Origin of the sequence: Subtercola boreus, from assembly GCF_003399645.1 — a bacterium.
GTDB lineage: Bacteria > Actinomycetota > Actinomycetes > Actinomycetales > Microbacteriaceae > Subtercola > Subtercola boreus_A.
Genome location: NZ_NBXD01000002.1, coordinates 337,509 through 356,074, shown reverse-complemented (window position 1 = coordinate 356,074; position 18,566 = coordinate 337,509). Strand labels below are relative to the sequence as shown.

At 67.0% G+C, this 18,566-nt stretch carries 16 protein-coding genes; 8 read left to right on the top strand and 8 right to left on the bottom strand.

Going from position 1 to position 18,566, the window contains the following annotated elements:
- Nucleotides 1-4 precede the first annotated feature (4 nt).
- Both B7R24_RS01730 and B7R24_RS01725 read left to right on the top strand, forming a co-directional pair.
- On the top strand, nucleotides 5-598 hold the full coding sequence (locus B7R24_RS01730) for a molybdopterin-dependent oxidoreductase (RefSeq protein WP_116417224.1): 594 nt from the start codon (nucleotides 5-7) through the stop codon (nucleotides 596-598).
- Nucleotides 567-1,355, top strand: a complete 789-nt coding sequence (locus B7R24_RS01725) for a ferredoxin reductase (protein ID WP_172582657.1) — start codon at nucleotides 567-569, stop codon at nucleotides 1,353-1,355. Before B7R24_RS01730 ends, B7R24_RS01725 begins: the two co-directional genes overlap by 32 nt.
- 79 nt (nucleotides 1,356-1,434) lie before the next feature.
- Here the strand turns inward: B7R24_RS01725 and B7R24_RS01720 are convergent, their stop codons facing one another.
- The 4 genes from B7R24_RS01720 to B7R24_RS01705 all read right to left on the bottom strand — a co-directional run bounded on the left by B7R24_RS01720 (nucleotide 1,435) and on the right by B7R24_RS01705 (nucleotide 5,946).
- Entirely contained in the window at nucleotides 1,435-2,187 is a 753-nt protein-coding gene (locus B7R24_RS01720; RefSeq protein ID WP_116417223.1) for a dienelactone hydrolase family protein, read from the bottom strand.
- 134 nt (nucleotides 2,188-2,321) lie between these two features.
- Nucleotides 2,322-3,296 carry an LLM class F420-dependent oxidoreductase gene (locus B7R24_RS01715; RefSeq protein WP_116417222.1) on the bottom strand — a complete coding sequence of 325 codons (975 nt, stop codon included), beginning with the start codon at nucleotides 3,294-3,296 and terminating at the stop codon, nucleotides 2,322-2,324.
- Between the two features lie 110 nt (nucleotides 3,297-3,406).
- A complete protein-coding gene (locus B7R24_RS01710; protein WP_116417221.1) occupies nucleotides 3,407-3,994 on the bottom strand; it encodes an MOSC domain-containing protein in 588 nt (195 codons plus the stop codon).
- A 155-nt stretch (nucleotides 3,995-4,149) separates the two neighbouring features.
- On the bottom strand, nucleotides 4,150-5,946 hold the full coding sequence (locus tag B7R24_RS01705; RefSeq protein ID WP_116417220.1) for a TolB family protein: 1,797 nt from the start codon (nucleotides 5,944-5,946) through the stop codon (nucleotides 4,150-4,152).
- Between the two features lie 230 nt (nucleotides 5,947-6,176).
- Between B7R24_RS01705 and B7R24_RS01700 the strand changes: the two genes are divergently transcribed.
- Nucleotides 6,177-6,965, top strand: coding sequence for an endonuclease/exonuclease/phosphatase family protein (locus B7R24_RS01700; protein WP_301182448.1), 789 nt, complete (start codon nucleotides 6,177-6,179; stop codon nucleotides 6,963-6,965).
- Nucleotides 6,966-7,059: 94 nt separating this feature from the next.
- Here B7R24_RS01700 and B7R24_RS01695 read toward each other — a convergent pair whose 3' ends face one another.
- From B7R24_RS01695 to B7R24_RS01680, 4 genes are all read right to left on the bottom strand, one after another.
- Entirely contained in the window at nucleotides 7,060-8,373 is a 1,314-nt protein-coding gene (locus B7R24_RS01695) for a TolB family protein (protein ID WP_216364021.1), read from the bottom strand.
- Between the two features lie 482 nt (nucleotides 8,374-8,855).
- A complete protein-coding gene (locus B7R24_RS01690) occupies nucleotides 8,856-10,526 on the bottom strand; it encodes an FAD-binding oxidoreductase (protein ID WP_116417218.1) in 1,671 nt (556 codons plus the stop codon).
- Nucleotides 10,523-11,296: a lysophospholipid acyltransferase family protein gene (locus B7R24_RS01685; protein ID WP_253259206.1), complete on the bottom strand. Its 774-nt coding sequence runs from the start codon at nucleotides 11,294-11,296 to the stop codon at nucleotides 10,523-10,525. The genes B7R24_RS01690 and B7R24_RS01685 overlap by 4 nt, the downstream gene beginning before the upstream one ends.
- A gap of 57 nt (nucleotides 11,297-11,353) precedes the next feature.
- Nucleotides 11,354-12,124, bottom strand: a complete 771-nt coding sequence (locus tag B7R24_RS01680) for an SDR family NAD(P)-dependent oxidoreductase (protein WP_116417217.1) — start codon at nucleotides 12,122-12,124, stop codon at nucleotides 11,354-11,356.
- Between the two features lie 87 nt (nucleotides 12,125-12,211).
- On the opposite strand from B7R24_RS01680, the gene B7R24_RS01675 reads away from it, so the two are divergent.
- From B7R24_RS01675 to B7R24_RS01655, 5 genes are all read left to right on the top strand, one after another.
- On the top strand, nucleotides 12,212-13,027 hold the full coding sequence (locus B7R24_RS01675; RefSeq protein WP_116417216.1) for a hypothetical protein: 816 nt from the start codon (nucleotides 12,212-12,214) through the stop codon (nucleotides 13,025-13,027).
- On the top strand, nucleotides 13,024-15,381 hold the full coding sequence (locus B7R24_RS01670; RefSeq protein WP_367302599.1) for an HAD-IB family hydrolase: 2,358 nt from the start codon (nucleotides 13,024-13,026) through the stop codon (nucleotides 15,379-15,381). The genes B7R24_RS01675 and B7R24_RS01670 overlap by 4 nt, the downstream gene beginning before the upstream one ends.
- A complete protein-coding gene (locus B7R24_RS01665) occupies nucleotides 15,374-16,936 on the top strand; it encodes a lactate racemase domain-containing protein (protein WP_116417215.1) in 1,563 nt (520 codons plus the stop codon). The genes B7R24_RS01670 and B7R24_RS01665 overlap by 8 nt, the downstream gene beginning before the upstream one ends.
- Nucleotides 16,936-17,625, top strand: coding sequence for a lysophospholipid acyltransferase family protein (locus B7R24_RS01660; RefSeq protein ID WP_116417214.1), 690 nt, complete (start codon nucleotides 16,936-16,938; stop codon nucleotides 17,623-17,625). The genes B7R24_RS01665 and B7R24_RS01660 overlap by 1 nt, the downstream gene beginning before the upstream one ends.
- A gap of 135 nt (nucleotides 17,626-17,760) precedes the next feature.
- Nucleotides 17,761-18,558, top strand: coding sequence for a ferritin-like domain-containing protein (locus B7R24_RS01655; RefSeq protein ID WP_116417213.1), 798 nt, complete (start codon nucleotides 17,761-17,763; stop codon nucleotides 18,556-18,558).
- Nucleotides 18,559-18,566 lie beyond the last annotated feature (8 nt).

Sequence of the window (18,566 nt, the reverse complement as noted above, 5' to 3'; positions counted from 1 at the left end):
TCGTATGGGCATATTCTCACCGGGCTTCGTCGGGCGGCGGCGAGACGCCAACCCGCTGCTGCCGCCGGGCCAGTACGAGGTCACCAACTTCCCGGTTCTCTCGGCAGGGCCCACACCGAAGGTCACGAAAGACGACTGGGCGCTGTCGATCCGCGCTCAGGACGGCTCGGTGAAGGCGTGGAACTGGGCGACGCTGATGCAGAACCCGATCGACGACATCACGGTCGACCTGCACTGCGTCACCCGGTGGTCGCAGTTCGGCATGGGCTGGCGGGGCGTCTCGCTCGACCATCTGTTCGAGGGCGTCGACACGTCGGCGCAGTTCGCGATGGCGTCCAGCTACGGCGGATACACGACCAACATGCAGACGACCGACCTCGTCGGCAGCAAGGCCTGGATCGCGTTCCAGTTCGACGGCGAAGACCTCGCCCCCGCGCACGGCGGCCCCGCGCGGCTGCTGGTTCCACACCTCTACCTCTGGAAGAGCGCGAAGTGGATCAACCGCATCACGCTGATGGACCACCACGAGCTCGGTTTCTGGGAGCAGTACGGGTACCACGACATCGGTGACCCGTGGAAGGAGGAGCGCTATTCCTGAGTGGCAGGCCGCCCGACTCGTCGCCGCTCACGACGAGACCGCGACGGCTCGCACGCTGGTCTTCGACATCCCGGGCTGGCCCGGGCACCTCGCGGGGCAGCACGTCGACGTGCGCGTCACGGCGCCCGACGGGTACACGGCCTCGCGTGAGTACTCGATCGCGTCGGGCGAGGTGGATGCTCCGCCCCCCGACCTGCCGGCGATGCCCGACTCCGGGGTCAATGTCGAGCTGTCGGTCGAAGAGCTCGACGACGGGGAGGTGTCGCCGTATCTGGTGCGGGGGCTGGAGGTCGGGGACCACCTCGAGGTGCGCGGTCCCGTCGGCGGATACTTCGTCTGGCAGCCGTCGCAGACCGAACCCGTGCAACTCATTGCCGGCGGGTCGGGGGTCGTGCCGCTGATGTCGATGCTGCGCACCCATGCCGCTGCCGGGCATCCGTCGCCAATGCGCCTGCTGTACTCGGTGCGCGGGCCGCAGTTCGCGTTCTACGCCGAGGAATTGCAACGGATCGCGGCGGCATCGGGCGGGGCGGTGACGGTCGACTACGTGTACACGCGAACGGCGCCGGCCGGCGCGGACCGTTCTGTCGGGCGACTGACGCTCGAGGAACTCTCGACGCTCGCCCTGCCCGCCTCAGCCTCGCCCACCACCTACCTCTGCGGCCCCAACAGCTTCGTCGAGAGCGTCTCGCAGTGGTTGCTCGCGCTCGGCCACCCCGCCGAGTGCATCTTCACGGAGCGCTTCGGCGGCGCCTGACCCCCCGCGCGCGCTTGCGTTTTGCGCAAAAGCACCCAACTCCTGCGGTTTGGGTGCTTTTGCGCAAAACGGGCGGGGGTCAGGCCGCGAGATGGGTGTGGAAGAAGGCGTCGATGCGCGCCCAGGCGTCAGCCGCGGCAATGGGTTCGGGCCCGGCGCCGAGGATGGCCTTCATGACCGGGCGCATCCACGCGGGACCCGTGGGGGCGTCATTGAGGAACGAGTGGCCGGCGGTGGGGTACTCCTTCACGTCGCGCGGGATGTCGCGCTTGGCGAGTTCCGCGTCGAGCTTGGCCGCCGCGCCGCGGAGGGAGTTGTCTCGGCCGCCGTAGCTGCCGACGATCGGGCAGGCGCCAGCGAGCGCCGTGTCCATGTCGCTCGGGAGGCGCCCGTAGTTCACCGAAGCGGCGTCGAAGCCCCGGTCGGCGGCCGCGACGAGCGCGAAACCGCCGCCCATGCAGAACCCGAGCACGCCGACCCGGCCGGTGCAGTCCGCGCGGGCGACGAGGGCGGCCCTCGCTGCCTCGACGTCGACCCAGGCGCGGCCCTGTCCGGTCGAGATGGCCTGGAAGGTCGCTCGAAGGCACTTGCGCGCGCCGCCGTCGACGAAGAGGTCGGGCATCAGCACGAGGAAGCCGGCGGCGGCCATCCGCTCGACCTGTCGCCGCATCACCTCGGTGAGGCCGAACGCCTCGTGCACCATGACGACGGCCGGCCACGGGCCCTCCCCTGCGGGAACCGCGAGCACCCCGTGCAACCCGGGGCTCATGCCGGGCAGCGCTTGGCCGGTGAGGTCGATGTCGCTGACGGTGGGCGCATCCGGTGCAGTCATGGGCTGAGCCTACCCGCGCTGCCCGCTACCACCCACAGCCTCCACCGCGTTGCACTTCATTTCAGGTACGTCGTGGTGACGCAGTGTATTCCGCGTCACCAGCCACTACCGCCTGAATTGCGGTGCCTGAAGTATTAGAGGGAGCGGAGCTTCTCGAGCAGGGGCTCGGCGACCGTGTCGAGGAACTCCTGCTGGCGGCGGTCGCCGACCTGCACCAGCGCGACATCGGTGTAGCCGGCCTCCAGGAACGGCCTGACGCTCTCGGCGAGCTCGTCGAGGTCAGGGCCGCAGGCGATGCTGTCTGCCACGTCTTCCGGGCGCACGAACTGGCTGGCCCCGGCGAACCCGGCGGTCGTGGGCAGATCGGCGTTGACCGACCACCCGCCGGCGAACCACCGGAACTGGTCGTACGCGAGCTCGATCGCCTCGTCTTTGTCAGGCCCCCAGCAGATCGGGATCTGGCCGATCGAGCGGGATGCCGGCGCCCCGCTGCCCCGGGCATCGTTCCAGCCGGTGATCAGGTCGGCCTCGGGCTCGGTCGAGATCAGGTGATCGCCCAGAGGAGCGAAGCGCTCGATCGATTTCGGTCCCGAGACCGCCAGCCCGATCGGGACGCCACCCTCCGGCAGGTCCCAGATGCGGGCGGAGTCGACACGAAAGTACTCACCCTCCCACGTCACGAGCTCACCCTTGTGCAGTTCGCGGATGATCTGAACCGCTTCTTCGAGCATGTCCTGCCGGGCATCCACCATCGGCCAGCCCTCGCCGACGACGTGCTCGTTCAGGTTCTCGCCCGCGCCGAGGCCCAGGATGAAGCGACCATCGGACAGTAACTGCAGAGTCGCGGCTTTCTGGGCGACGATCGCGGGGTGATAACGCACAGTCGGGCACGTCACGTAGGTAGCGAGCTCAACCCGCGAGGTCGCCTGTGCGACGGCGCCGAGCATGGTCCAGGCGTAGGAGGCGTGCCCCTGCGACGTCAGCCACGGGGAGTAGTGGTCGCTCGAGACCTCGAAGTCGAACCCCGCGTTCTCGGCGTCGACCGCGTACTTCACCAGCTCCTTCGGGCCGCTCTGCTCGGTCATCAGCGTGTATCCGAAGCGGGTCATGATTCCTCCTGCGTAGTGGTCGTACTGTCCACATTTCGCCCTCATGACGGGAGTGTCAACCCGCCGAACCGCCGCCCCGCTCCGCGAGTACAATCCGCCCGGGCGGGAGCTCAGAACAGTACGGCGCCGTTCTGTTCGAGGGGGATGGATGATCGGAGCACTGCCGGGCCCAGGGCCAGGGTTCCGCTCGTGAGCGGCTCGCACCGCACCCCGCCCCGACCGCGGAGCGCCTGGTGGGCTCCCTCGGCGAGCGTCACGTTCATCCAGGCACACGGGTTCGCGGGACGATGCCCCTGGAATCCGACCGCCCCCTGCCCCGAATCGAGGCTGAATCGCGCCCTCTTCAGCAGGTCGACGTCGATTCCGCGAATCAGGATGTTGCGCCTCGTCGCGTAAGGATCAAGCGGGGCCTCGAGCCCGAGTACACGCTGCACGTGCTCGACCGACTCCAGTGCCATGACCGTGACGGATGCGGTGCGGTGCGCCGCGTGCCCGAAGTGCCGGTCACCGACCACACCCAGGTGCGCCCGCACCTCGATGCGTTCGCGCGACTCGGCCGCGGTGCCCGCCGGCAACCCCCGGGGGCCATCGGTGGGTCGCCCCTCGTACCGGTGCACCGGTGACGCCAGGAGGTGGGCGATCGCGACGTCGTACCGGTAGGCCAACTCGCTCCCGTGCTCGTCACCCGCATCGCCCATCGGACAATCGTAAAACACCCTGACCCGCCACCGTTCTGGCGGGTCAGGGTGCGTTCCAACACTCGCGGCCGCCATCCAAGGGGGGGTGTAGACGACGGCCGCGAGAGCCTAGACCGAGGCGGACGATTCGTCCGCCTCGGTCTGAGGGAAGCGGACTATTCGTCCGCCCCGGTCGTGGGGTGCTCGGTGGAGCGGGGTGATGGCGTGGGCCCGGAGTCGCCGATCGACTCGGCCACACCCGCCGCGTCAGCGCCACCTACCGAGCCAGAGCCACCTGCGGAACCCAGCGCCAGCCTCCGACGCCTGGCCGCTCGGGCACCGAACAGGATCGACCCGCCGACCAGCGCCAGCACTGCCGCACTCACCCCGGCCGCCATGATCGGTGCCTGGCTCATCCCTGTGGACGCGAGGTGACCGCTGCCGGACCCACCGGCGCCGCCCGAGCCGGACCCGCCCGACCCGGAGCCGCCCTGCCCAGAGCCCGTGCTCCCACCGGTACCCGGGGTACCCGTCGCAGGCGGCGCCGGGGTGGTTGTCGCCGTCGGAGTAGCCGGTGCGGTGGGCGGAGCAGCGGCACCCGCCGCGCGCAGGTACGTCTGCGTCTGAATGGGACGAGTGGCGATGTCCGTCAGCGAGGGGGCGCTCGAGGTGAACCCGACGAAGTTTCCGTCACCGGAGAGGGCCGGTGCCAGAGAATCCCGGGTGCCTGCCGCGAGCGCGGTGCCGGCCTGGACGCTGACGATGGTCGTGGTCTTTGTGCGGAGATCGCGCCGATAGACCTGCGACAGTCCACCGCCGGGAACAGCGGTGAGGTCGGAGAGGGACGCGAAGGCTACGGCGTTGCCGTCAGCACTGATTGAAGGCTGGCCCGAAATACCGGTGCCGGCACCAGTGTTCGCCCGGTTGAAGCTGACGAGGGAGTTGGCGTCAAGACTCCGGTCGAAGACAATGACCTGGGTGGCGATACCCGCGCTCTCTGGTATGAGGTCAGCCGCCTTGGACTGGTAGGCGACACGACTGCCGTCGAAGGAAACCGAGGGGCCAGCGGAGATGTTGTGCGCAGCCATCGTCTTGTCGGTACTGGTGAAGCTCAGAAGCTTGGTCGTCGACGTCGAGAGGGTGCGGGTGTAGACCTGAGTACTACCGTTGCCGGGAACAGCTGCCAGATTGCTGGCCGCAGACACGAACGCGACAGTGTTGCCGTCTCCCGAGATCGCGGGCTGGAGTGAATCGTCGTCAGGGAGACGCAACGAGGCGCCGTCCCGGAGACTCACCGCCTGAATGACGGGGTCGGCCACGTTCGGAGCGAGGTAGACCTGCGTGTCGGTCGTGGTGACTCCCACGAGAAGATCTGTGGCCGCAGACTGGAAGGCGACCTTTGAACCGTCGGCGGAGATCGAGGAACTCGTGGAATCGTCGTCGCCGCCAGTGAGCCCCCCAGGAATCAGACTCAACTCACGCGTCGTACCGAGAAGCGTGTCCCGAACGAAGATCTGGTTGTGCACGTTTCGTGGGTCGTCGGAGGGGCCAAGGTTAAGGGCCATGGATGTGAACGATACGTACCGTCCGTCGGCCGAGATCGATGGATCCGTCGAGTCATCGGTCCCCGAATCAACGCCGATGAGGGCGGCGCTAACCAGAGTTGTGGTTCCGGTCAGCAGGTCTCGCTTGTAGACCTGGCTCTTGTCGTGACTTCCGATGCCCACCAGGTTATCGGCGAGGGAGGTGAATGCCACGAACCTTCCGTCACCGGAGACGCTTACCTCATTAGAGATGTTGTTGCCCGCGGTCGACGGCACGAGTGGGGTGACACTCACCATCGCCGTGGTGTCGGGCGCCGGCAGTGCGGCGAACGCCGACCCGGAAGCGAGAAGTCCCGCTGCGCCCAGCGCGAGAGCGGCGACGCCGAGCGCGACGGCCGAGCGGGGGCGGGGGAGAGCAAGGTGGGGCATGGGTTCCTCAGCGGTGAGTCAGGGTCAGACGGAGTGAATACGGGAGGTGAGTAGGTGGGTCGGAAAGCGCGCATTCAGCCGAAGCTGAGTAATACTCGGCAACCATAGCGATGATCCCTCGCCGACGCAACCCGGCGTCACCAAACCGACGGGACCGCCCCCTCCGAATACGTACCGCCGTGCAGCCGAGTGCTCGCACGAGCCCCTCAGCGAAGCTGGTTAGAATACTGGTGACAGACAGGGGTGCAACAGTTGGGTGGTTCGTTCTGAAGATCTTGAGCTACAACCTGCGCCGCCACGCGGCAGTCGCCGAACTGGTCGACATGGTTGAGCAGTACCCCGTCGACGCACTGTGCCTGCAGGAGGGCGACGGTGTTCGCATGCCCGCCGAGATCGGCGACCTGCAGCTCGCTGCGGCGACCTTCAAAAGCGAGCTCGGCCTGGCCATCTACTACCGGCCCGACCGCTTCACGGCTCTCGACTCGCACGCCTTCACACTGCACAAGGCCATGCACGACCGCGTTCTGCTCCCCGGCATCGAGCGTCTGCTCACAACGCGCCTCGTCGACCTGCAGTCGGGCCAGGATGTTCAGCTCGCGTCTTTCCACGCCTCGCCTCTCTCTGCGACGAACCTTCTTCGGCGTCGCCAGATCGCCCAGGCGCACCTGCACCTCACCGAGCTCGCCGGCGACGACGTGCCCACGGTGATGACGGGCGACTTCAACTACCCGCTGTTGCGCAGCAAGCTCATCAAAGAGGTCGAGAAGTCGGGTTACAGCCTGTCGCTCAGCGACGGCCCCACCTACTACTACTCCAAGTCGGTCGCGTACCACTTCGACTTCGCGACGTCGAAGGGCATGGATGTGCAGCTCGTCGAGACGCTGCCGAAGGGCCTCTCCGACCACCGCCCGATTCTCATCACGGCCGAGGTTCTGAACCGCCCGGCCCGCCATGAGGCGGCCGAGACCCAGGATGCCGACACCGACCCGCACAATCCGGTCTTCGACGGCGTCGAGTAAGCACAGACGGCACGACGACACAGGCGGGGATGCACGTGGCTATCCCCGCCTGTGCATGAAGCACGGGCGTGTAACTACACGGGTGGCCCGCTACCTAGGCTCGGCTTCTCCGGCTACGAACGTGCCCGGAGCCGTAGAGAACTGATCCCCCGACAAGCGCCAACATCGCACCACCCAGGCCTGCGGCCAGGATCTGCATCGGCGAGACACCGGTAGATGCCAGCCGACCCCTTGTGGGGCCCGATCCGCCCTGACCGGCCACAACCGCCTCCTGTGTCGCCACGGGTGTGACTGTGCCCCCGGTCGGCGGCATGGGCGCGGTGGCGCTTGGTGTCGGCGTCGGCTCCTCGGCAACGAGAGAACGAACGTACGTTTGGAGAAAGCCCCCGGTCGCGGGAGTGGCGGAGAGGCCTGGTGAATTAGACGTGAAGGCAACGAATCTCGCGTCGGCAGACAGCGACGCATCGAAGCAGTCCTCCAGGCATCCTGATATCGGCAGGCCAGGAAGGGTACTCACCATCCTGGTTGTCGCCGTGACGAGATCACGGAGGAAGACCTGCTCGAAGCCATTGGCGGGAGTGCTGCTCAGGTTTCCCGGTGTGGAAGGAAAGACGACCTTCTGCCCGTCGGCTGAAATCGATGGTTGCTTCGATTCGCCACTCGCGCCGTTGCCGCTGACGAGTGCGGCACTGACGAGTGAGTTCTGCCCTGTCGCTCGGTCGAACAGGAGGATCTGAGTGGCGGACCCGAGCGGCTGGGGAACAAGGTTGCTCGCTTTGGAGGTATAGGCCACTCGCGAGCCGTCAAACGAAACAACCGGTTCACCTGACGCGTTGTCTCCGGCGACAGACGCATTCGATCGGTCGAGCGTCAGAAGTCTGGTCGTAGCGGTGGCCAGACTTCGAGCGTAGATTTGGCCGTTTCCGGCGCCCGAGACACCGGCTAGATCGCTCGAGCCGGACACGAACACCACCGTCGCGCCATCACCGGAAATCGACGGCTGTACCGCCGCTCCGTCCGGGAGCCCGCTGGCTGTACCGTTTCGGGCGCTGACCAGCCTGACCATCGGGTCGACCGCATTGCTCGCCAGGTACACCTGATAGGTCGTTGGGGTCAGACCGTTGACGAGGTTGTTGGCCCCGGATTGGAATGCCACGAGGGAGCCGTCAGCCGAGATCGAGGGCGTATTGGAATTCTCGTTGCCCCCGAGAACCAGACCCGGCGTCAGGCTCAGTTTTCTGGTCAGCCCTCCTGTCGTGTCCCTCACGTAAACCTGCGAGAAGGAGTTGGTGAGGTCGGCCGGAAGCGTGAGGTTGGTTGCTCTCGAGGTGAATGCCACGAATCGCCCATCGGCTGAGATCGACGGGTCTGTCGACGGCTTGTCACCCGAATCTGCGCCGGCAGGCACGACGCTGACCAACTCCGTGGCTCCGGTGAGCAGATCGCGCTTGTAGATCTGTGTTGTTGCGTGATTGCCGACTGAGACCAGGTTGCTCGACGCGGACGAAAAGGCTACATAGCGACCATCCGACGAGAGCGAACTCTGCCCAGCACCCGCGTTGGCCCTTGCAGGCGGAGATGAGGTGTCGACGCTCGTCATCACTGTCTCACCCGCAACAGGTAGAGCCGCGGTGGCTGTTTCGAGCGAGAAGATACCTACCGCGCCGAACGCACCGACAACGGCGACTACCGTGATGGCCCGGAGGAGTCGATGAGAGGTTCGAGACGAATGGGGCATGGGTTCCTCGCAGAAATAGTATGGCTGAGTATTGCTCAGTAACTATAGCCCACACCATGTTGGCCGACGACATATCGCATGAAGCAGGGCCGAACCCGAGAGGCAACAAAAGAAGGGGACGCCCAAAGGCGTCCCCTTCTATCAACCCAGCCTCAGTTGCGCCGCAGGATCTTTCCCGGGTTGAGGTGCTTGCCCGGGTCGACCGCCGTGAACATCCCCTGGATGAGGTCGGCCCCGGCCACGGAGATGTCCTCTTCCGTCCACTGCGAGTGCTCCACACCCACGCTGTGGTGGTGTGAGAGCGTTCCGCCCGAGTCGAGGAAGGCCTGCTGGATGGCCGATTTCACGACGTCGTACTGCGCGATCGGGTCGACCCCGTCGTGGGTGAACGCGAACGTGAAGTACAGGCAGGCTCCCGAGTGCATCGAGTGCGAGAGGTGGCACATGATCCAGCCGCTTTCACCGAGCGAGGCGTAGGCCTTGTTCGCGGCCGCGAAGACGTTGTCGTAGAGCGGCTTGAGGCGCGACCACGGTGCCGCCGTCTCCGACACGTCTGCGGCAGCGCCCCGGTCGAGCAGGAAGTCTCGCAGGTACGGGGTGTCGAACTTCTTCTGGTCGTACAGAGCGCCCGGGCCCTTGCCCAGTGTGATCGCGCCGTGCTTCTTCAGGATGCCGCCGACGATGCCCTTCTGGTAGGACACGTTCGCGGGCGACCCCTCGTAGCCGATGAACGAGAGGCAGACCTCGTCGAGGTTCCAGCCGCGCTTCTGCAGAAAAGCGAAGAGAGCCTTCTGCACCTGGCCGCTGATGCCGTGCGATGCCTTCGACGTGGAGAAGGAGAACGCGGTCTCCCGGGCATCCGAGACCCTCGTGATGGAGGGGGTGGCATCGCTCTTGTTGATGTCGTGCATGGCGGCGAGGCCCGACTCCCAGTCGCGGAAGAGGTAGCCGATGATCTCGCGCTTCTCGGGCAGGCGGTGCACCTGTACGGTCGCCTCGGTGATGACGCCGAGACGTCCCTCACTGCCGAGGATGGCCTCCCGCACGCTCGGCCCGGTGGCCGACGACGGGATGGGCCGAACGACCAGCAGCTTGCCGGGCTGCACGACCCGCAGGCCCTTCGTGATCTCGGCGATGTCGCCGTACTTGTCGCTCTGCATGCCCGAGGAGCGGGTCGCGATCCAGCCGCCGAGGGTCGAGTGGGTGAAGCTGTCGGGCTGGTGCCCCATGGTCCACCCGCGGGCCTGCAGCTGCTCTTCCATGTCGGGCCCGAGCACACCGGCCTGGATGACCGCGAGACCGGAGTACTCGTCGATGTCGAGCACCCGCGACATCCGCCCCATGTCGAGCGAGATGACGGGCCGGGTCTCGGCGGGCATGGGCTCGAGCGAACCGACGATGTTGCTGCCGCCACCGAACGGGATGATGACGGCGTCAGAAGCCACGGCCAGGTCGACGATGCGCTGAACGGCGCTCTCGTCGGCCGGGTAGACCACGACGTCGGGCGTGCGGGGGAAGTCGCTCGCGCGAACACGGATCAGATCCCGGATGCTCTTGCCGTACGTGTGCACGACCCGCTCTTCGTCGTCTTTCGTTGCATACTCGGGGCCGACGATCGTCGTGAGGGCCCCGAACAACTCATCCGGAGCCTGAGAGGCCGGAACGTTCAGCTCGGAGAAGTCGACGGGCGGCACGGATTCGCGCCAGACGTCGATTCCGACGGCATTGACCACGAATGGTGCGAAACCGGGTTTGTCTTCGTGGTGGAAACCCACACCCTCGACGCCCCAGCCCCACCATTTCATGTGCTTGACGTCGGTCATGCGGCTCCTTCACGGGGGTGTTCGTCGGAGTCGCCCGTGGCGGTAGTGCCGGAGGTGGTGCCGATGGTGGGGTGGTTGCGGATGTTCGCGCCGGTGTCGGTGAGGTACAGCGCCAACTCGGCGGCATGCATCCCCCGCACGACCTTCTCGATGCGTTCGTTGAACTCGATGACGGTCTCACCCTCGGCCGCGCGGAGCGGCTCGCCGAAGGAGACGCGCACCGGCGGTCGGCCGGGAACGGGCCAGTTGCGGCCGCGGGGCATCGCCTGTGTCGCGCCGACGAGGGCCATCGGGATGCACGGGATGTTCGCCTTCATGCACAGCGCTGCGGCACCGGCCTTGAACGGGGCGATCGTGCCGTCTTTCGACCGGGTGCCCTCGGGGAAGACCAGGAGCGGAACACCGGCCTTGAGCAGCTTGCCGGTGAAGCCGTTCGACTTGGCGTTCGCGCTGCGGTCGACCGGGAAGGCATTGAAGAACAGAGCCGTCAGGCCCTTTCTCCACCACACGTCGAAGAAGTAGTCGGCGGCGGCGGCCGCTGCCAGGTAGCGCGAGAGGCGGCTCGGCAGAGAGCCGAGAATGAGCGGGGCATCCAGGTGGCTCGAATGGTTCGCCACGACGATGAACGGACCCTTGACCTCTTTGAGAAGGGGCCTGCCCGTGATGTGCACCTTCACCATCGACCAGATGACAGGTTTCAGCAGCAGGCGCTGGGCGACGAAGCGTGCACCTGCCTGGGCCCGCGACGTATATCTGTTGCCGAATTCCACCTGCCCAGCGTACCCACACTCCCTGAGGAACCGAAACGACGGGCGGGCCGGTACGATTTAGTCTTTGCGACTCGACGAGATGCGGCCCGACGCCCAGCGGATTCCGCCCCGGGGCGCGTGCTTGATCACGAACATCAGAAACTTGAACCGACGCGAAGGAACAGACATGACCTTGCCCTTCGCCGCGTCGGCCAGGCACGCCGCGACGAGCTCGTCGACGTCGACCCAGAGGAACTCGGGGATGGACGACTCGCGGATGCCCGCCCGCGAGTGGAACTCTGTGCGAACCCAGCCGGGACACAGGGTCGTCACCCGCACGCCCGAGCCCGCAAGCTCGACGGCCAGCCCCTGGCTGTACGACGCGACCCACGCCTTGACGGCAGAATAGCTGCCCATGGTGATGAACCCGGCGACGCTGGAGACATTGATGATGCTGCCTGTTCCGCGCGTGCGCATCGCGCGCCCGGCGGCCGCGCCCAGCATCAGCACGGCGCGCACCATGACGTCGAGCGCACGCTCGTGCGGCGTCGTGTCTTCGGCGAGCAACGAGGTGTGCACTCCGAACCCCGCGTTGTTCACGAGCAGGCCGACCGGCCGGGTGGCGTCTGACAGCCGCGCGGCGACCCGCACCACATCAGCGCGGTCGGCGAGGTCGGCCGAGATGATCTCGACCTCCACCCCGTACTCTGTGCGGAGCGCCAGGGCGGTCTCGTCGAGTCTGGCCTGGTCTCGGGCGACGATGACCAGATCGTCGCCCCTGTTCGCCAGTGCGCGCGCGAAGGCTGCACCGATTCCCGATGTGCCGCCGGTGACCATTGCCAGAACCATGGCAATCACGATACGGGACCCTGACGAATGACAGACGCACCGTTCTATGAATTCTCACCTTTGCCCGCACCCGATGGAAGGCCCCCCGTGACCGACGACTTCGACATTCGCGAGTACACGCGCACGGCGGCGGGCAGCCATGAGAAGACCCTGCCGCTGGAGGCGTTCGCCGAGCATCCGCTCAGCAACCGGACGCTCATGGCACTGGACTATCTGCGTGACCTCGAAGACTTCACCATGCATCACATGCGCGACGTTCTGGTGACCCCGAGCCACAAGGACGCCCGGCTCACGGCCTTTCTCGCCACCTGGGCGTACGAGAAGTTCTGGATCGCGGATGCCTTCGATCGCATCCTGAACGCCCACCCGGACTTCACGCCCGCGGCCATTCGCAGCCGGCCACGGGTCATCCGTTTCGCACGCGAAGCGATCGACCGCGTCTCGCCGATCGTCACGGCCCTGCGGTCGAACCTGATCGGCGAGGACTTCATCTCCATCCACGTGACGCGGGGCTACATCGACGAATTGGTGAGCCGGGTGACGTACTCCCAGCTCGCCCTGCACGACCCGAACCCGGCGCTCGAGGAGGTTCTGAACGGCTTCCAGCTGCTTCGGGATCGCCACTTGCACTTTTTTGCGGGCGAAAGCCTGAGGAGACTGGAAGAATCGGTGTCGGCTCGCACGCTCACCCGGTCGTCGCTCAAGCGGTCGTGGGCGCCGACGGGCACGCACGAGCAACCGATCCAGGAGACCCGATTGATGATGACGAACCTGTTCAGTGATGCCGAAGGGCACGCCGGCATCGCTCGGATCGACAGCGTCGTCGATTCGCTGCCGGGCCTCCGGGGCCTCGCCGTGATGTCGCGGGCCGCCCGGCGCTACGGCGTGAAGGCCACCGCGTGACCGCGCCCGACACCGCGCCCGACACCGGGGCCGCAGAGCCAGGCGCCCTGTCGGCCTTCTCTCCCCTCGAGAGCCAGCACATCATGCTGACCGGCGCGACAGGCTTCGTGGGACAGGCCATCCTCGAGAAGCTCCTCGCCGACTACCCGACGACCCGCATGACGCTGCTGATCAGGCCGAAGGGTTCGCTCACCGGCCAGGCCCGCCTGAAGAGCCTGCTGCGCAAGCCGGTGTTCTCGAAGTGGCGCGAGCGCGTGGGGCAAGAGGAGGTCGACCGCGCGATGACGGAGCGCATCAGTGTCATCGAGTCGAGCATGGGGTCGGTCGCCGGCCTCCCTGCCGACCTCGATGTGCTGATCCACAGCGCGTCGACCGTCTCGTTCGACCCGCCGATCGACGATGCGTTCAAGACGAACGTCGGTGGTGCGGTCGGCCTCTATGAGGCCCTGCTCGCCACCGGCAGCGATCCGCACGTCGTGCACGTCTCGACGGCCTACGTCGGCGGCGTCAACAAAGGCACGGTCGTTGAGGAGAGCCTGAAGCACTCCATCCAGTGGCGCGACGAGATGGCTGCGGCCCTCTCCGCCCGGGCGACGGTCGAGGCCTCCTCCCGGCGCCCCGAGGTTCTGCGCAAGCTGATCGCCGACGCGAAGCTCGACAACGGCAAGGTCGGCCCGCACGCCGTCGCCATCGCCGCAGAGGTCGGCCGCACCGAGTGGGTCACGAAGCGGCTCGTCGACTACGGCCGCACGCGCGCGCAGAGCGTCGGCTGGGCCGACGTGTACTCGTTCACCAAGTCGATGAGCGAGCGCGTCGCCGAAGAGCTGTGGGCCGGCAACGGCCACCGCCTGTCTGTGGTGCGACCCGCCATCATCGAGAGTGCGCTGAAGCACCCGTTCCCGGGCTGGATCGACGGCTTCAAGGTGGCCGATCCGCTCATCATCGCCTACGGCCGGGGCCTCGTTCCCGAGTTTCCCGGGCTGCCCGACAGCATCCTCGACATCATCCCCGTCGACATCGTGGTGAACGCGACGCTCGCGGTGGCCGCGAACCCACCGGCCGCCTCCGACCCGAAGTACTACCACCTCTCCTCCGGCGGCCGTAACCCGCTGACCTTCCGCGAGATCTACGAGAACGTGCTGAAGTACTTTCGGGCGAATCCGATCCCGGATGACCAGCGGGGCCACATCCGCACGCCCTACTGGGACTTTCCGGGCGCCCGGGCGATCGCCCGGAGCCTCCGCACCGGCGAGCGCACGAACCAGCTGCTGCAGCGCACCCTGCTTCGCCTGCCCTCCACGAAGACCACCCGCACGTTCATGCGGCAGGCCTCGGCCCGCCAGACCGACCTCGAACTGCTGCGCGCGTACAGCGATCTGTACCAGAACTACACGCAGGCCGAGATCATCTACGACGACTCCCGCACGGCGGCTCTGAACGACCAGCTGCCGCCTTCTGCCCGCCAGACGTACGGATTCGATGCCACCGAGATCGACTGGGACGACTACCTGCAGGAGGTGCACTTCCCGGCCGTCACGACGCTGATGCGCACGTTCAGTTCGCGCCCCCGGGCGAAGGTGCAGAAGGAGAAGCCGCTTCCCGTCAACCCGGATGCTGCCGCGATCTTCGACCTCGAGGGCACCGTTCTCGCGTCGAACATCATCGAGCAGTACCTCTGGGTGCGCCTCGCCAGCCTCGACAGGTCGAAGTGGCCGAAGGAGCTGGCGAACCTGTTCAGCTCGCTGCCCCGCTACATCGCGGCCGACCGGCGCGACCGCGGCGAGTTCATCCGCACGTTCTACCGGCGCTATGAGGGCGTCGATGAGCAGGCGCTCCGCGAGCTGATCCACGACACAGTCGGTGACGTGCTGCTGCAGCGCATCCGTCCCGAGGCCGTGCGCCAGATTCGCAAGCACCGCGAGGCGGGCCACAGGACCGTGCTCGTCACCGGAGCGATCGACGTGCTCGTCGAGCCCTTCGTCACGCTTTTCGACGACGTCGTCTCGAGCCACATGCACGCCGACAACGGCATCTGGACGGGCCACCTCTCCAAGCCGCCGCTCGTCGACGAAGCGCGCGCCGCCTGGTTGCGGCTCTATGCCGTGCGGGAGGGCATCGACCTGGCGAAGTCGTACGCCTACGGTGACAGCATCGCCGACCGCGCCTGGCTCGAGCTCGCGGGCAATCCGCAGGCGGTCAACCCCGACGCCGCTCTCTTTCAGCACGCCACGACGAAGCACTGGCGCATCCACCAGTGGAGCGACCACAACCACAGCCGCATCGAGACCATCAGCGAGCTGCTGCGCGGCGACACGACCACCTCACGACCCACGGAAAGCAGCACTCATGAGTAGACCAGGCTTCGTTCTGAGCGTCGATGCCCAGACCCCGCCCCTCGTCGTCTTCCAGGGCGAGAAGGTGCTGCTCGAGCGGCTTCCCTTCGAGACGAGCGTGCTCTACCCGCCCGACGCGCTGCCGGGCATCCCGTCGCTGGATGCGGCCATCGAGCACGCCCTCGATGCGCCCGTCGATTCCGAGCCGCTCGGTGTGCTGTTGGCGCGCGGTTCCCGCGTGACGATCGTGTTCGAAGACCTCTCGCAGCCGATCACGAGCCGTACGGCTCCGGATGTTCGGCAGCGCGTCATCGAACATGTGCTCGAGCGTGCGGCCGCCGCCGGTGTCGACGATGTCGAGCTGATCGCGGCCACCGGCCTCCGGCGCCGGCTCACCGCGCACGACCTGCAGCGGGTGCTCGGCGAGCGGGTCTACGCGTCGTTCGCTCCGGATCATGTGCGCAGCCACGACGCAGAAGACGAAGCCCTCGTGAGCGTCGGTGAACTCGCCGACGGAACCCCGATCGAGGTCAACGGGCGGGTCGCGTCGAGCGACCTCGTGATCTCGGTGCGGCTGGCCACAGCGGTCGGCAACGAAGGGGCGGCAGCGGTCGCGACCAAGCTGATCGGTGCTCGGACGGCCAGGGCCCGTGGTGCCTTCGCCGCACGCGGCGGGGCCGGCACCGACCGGGCCGGTTCGACGGCCCGAGACCCGTTCGACGACCTCGTCGACTCCATCGGCGAGCGTGCCCGCGTGTTCACGGTCGACGTCACCCTCACGCCCGAGCCCACCGGCCCGGCCTCCGCGTTCCTCAGCAAACGCGAGCGGGAGTGGAGCATCACCGACCGCGCCCTCTCCGCCGGGCTGCAGGCCGCCACGCGCATCCTGCCCAAGCGAGCCCGTGTCGGTCTGGCACAGGTCTCCGGGGTCGGCTACGGGGTCACGTCGGTGGTTGCGGGGCGACCAAGCTCCGTGCATCCGCTCACCGAGGCCTTTCTGGCCCAGCAGCAGGTCGGCCAGTTCGACAACCCCGCCGATGTCGCGCTGTTCGGTATTCCGAACCCCGGCTCGATCGGGTCGAGCCTCAACCCGGTGACAGCAGCCGCCCTCGGTCTCGGCCAGATCTTCAACGGCCAGGCCGCCGAACCCGTCGTTCGCGCCGGCGGCACCGCGATCTTCTACCACCCGCTGACCCCGTGGTTCCACCCGCTGTACGACCCCGCCTACATCGACTTCTTCGCAGAGGTGCTGAGCCGGGGCACCGATCCGGCGGCCATCTCGACCGACTTCGAGGAGAAGTTCGCCGCCGACCCGTGGTACCGGCACGTCTACCAGACCAGTTACGCGAACCACGCGCTGCACCCGTTCCACGCCTGGTACTCGGCGGCGCCCGCGATCGAGCACCTCGGCGAGGTCATCTTCGTCGGCGGCGACCATGAATCGACCCGTCGGCTGGGCTTCAAGTCGGCGACGACGCTGACCGACGCCCTCGAGATGGCCTCGGACTCGGTGGGCCTTCATCCGTCGATCACCTATGTTCACGGAGCACCGGTGAGCATCTCCGAGGTGAGCTGATGCCCCGTCTCGCCATGCGGCTCGCGGTCACCCCCTCGGTGCACGGGCTCGAGTACGTCACGGAGGCGAAGGGTCCGTTCATCTTCGTGGCGAACCACCCGAGCGCCCTCGACGAGGCGCTGGTGAGGGATGCTCTGGCCGACGTCGCTCCGCGGCTGGTGTCTGTGGCGGTCGACCCCCGGCGAGGCATCCGGGGCCTTCTCGACCGGGCCCTGAGCCTTCGTTCGGCGACCCGCCTGGCGGCTCTGCTCGCCAGCGGGACAAGCGTTCTGCTCTTCGCCGAGCGCACGCACCCCGACGACGGAACGCTCGGAGAGTTCGATCTCGGGGCAGCGGCGCTGGGTATCCGCACCGGCGTGCCAATCGTGCCGGTGACGCTGCAGGGCACGTTCCGAGCGCTGCCGCCGTGGCGCACGTCGGCCCTGCCCGGCCGCCCACGGGTCGCCGTCGTGTTCGCGCGACCAATCCACGCGGGGCGGGGCGCCGAACTCTCTGCAGTGACCGGGAGCATCGTGAAAGCGATCACCGCCGGGCTGGCCGAGGAGACACTCGGCTGGTACGGAGCCCTGCGGTCGCAGGCAGACCAGACCGAACTCCCCCGGGAGGACGGCGCGGCGGCCGACTGGCGCCGCGTCTGGCAGGCCACAGCAACACCTGCCGGCCACGCCAGGCGGCGGGTGTGGCGGTGAGAGCCCTGATGTTCGACCGGCGCGGCAGAATTTTTCAGCCAGACACAGCAGAATAGTCAGTACAGCCCACCATCAGCATCCGGCATTTCAGAAACAGGAGGATGAGACACACCCCCGTGTGTGTCTCAAGCGCCCATGGCCTTCGATATCGACAACTACACGAAGACGTCGAAGAACGTCGCCTGGGAAGACCTCGACTTCGAAGACTTCAAGACGAATCCCCTCCCCGACGACACGCTGCGGGTCATCCGCTACATGGCCGACGTGGAGTACCACACCGTCTGCTACATGCGCGACATGCTCGTCACCCCCTCGCACCGCGATCGCGACGTCACCGGCTTCATGACCATGTGGAACCGCGAGGAGTTCTGGCACGGCGAGGCGCTCGCCGACGTTCTGCGCATGCACAACATCGAGCTCGAATTCGACGAACTCAAGTCGAAGCGCCTCAAGCTCGGTTGGAAGGATCGCATCGACCCGGTGAAGCAGTCGGTGCTCTCGAACCTCGTGGGCAAGGACTTCATCGCCGTGCACATGATCTGGGGAGCCGCCAATGAGTGGTCGGCCGTCGCCGCCTACAAGCGCCTCGCCGAGATCGAGGGTCACCCGGTGCTCGCCGAGCTGCTGAAGCGCATCGCGATGCAGGAGGCCCGGCACGTGGCGTTCTACGCGACCCAGGCCCGTGAGCGCCTCGGCAAGAGTGTTCTCGCCCAGAAGTTCGCCCGTTTCGCGCTGGGGAAGTTCTGGGGGCCCGTTGGCTCGACGATCATGGACCAGACCGAGGTCAAATACGTCATGAACCACATCTTCGCCGGTATCGACGGCCGCAAGGCGATCAACGCCATCGATGCCCACATCGCGAAGATGCCCGGGCTCTCCGGTCTCAGCGTGGTCGCCGATGCGTTCGACGCCCAGGGCATCGCAGCGGTCTAGCGTTCACG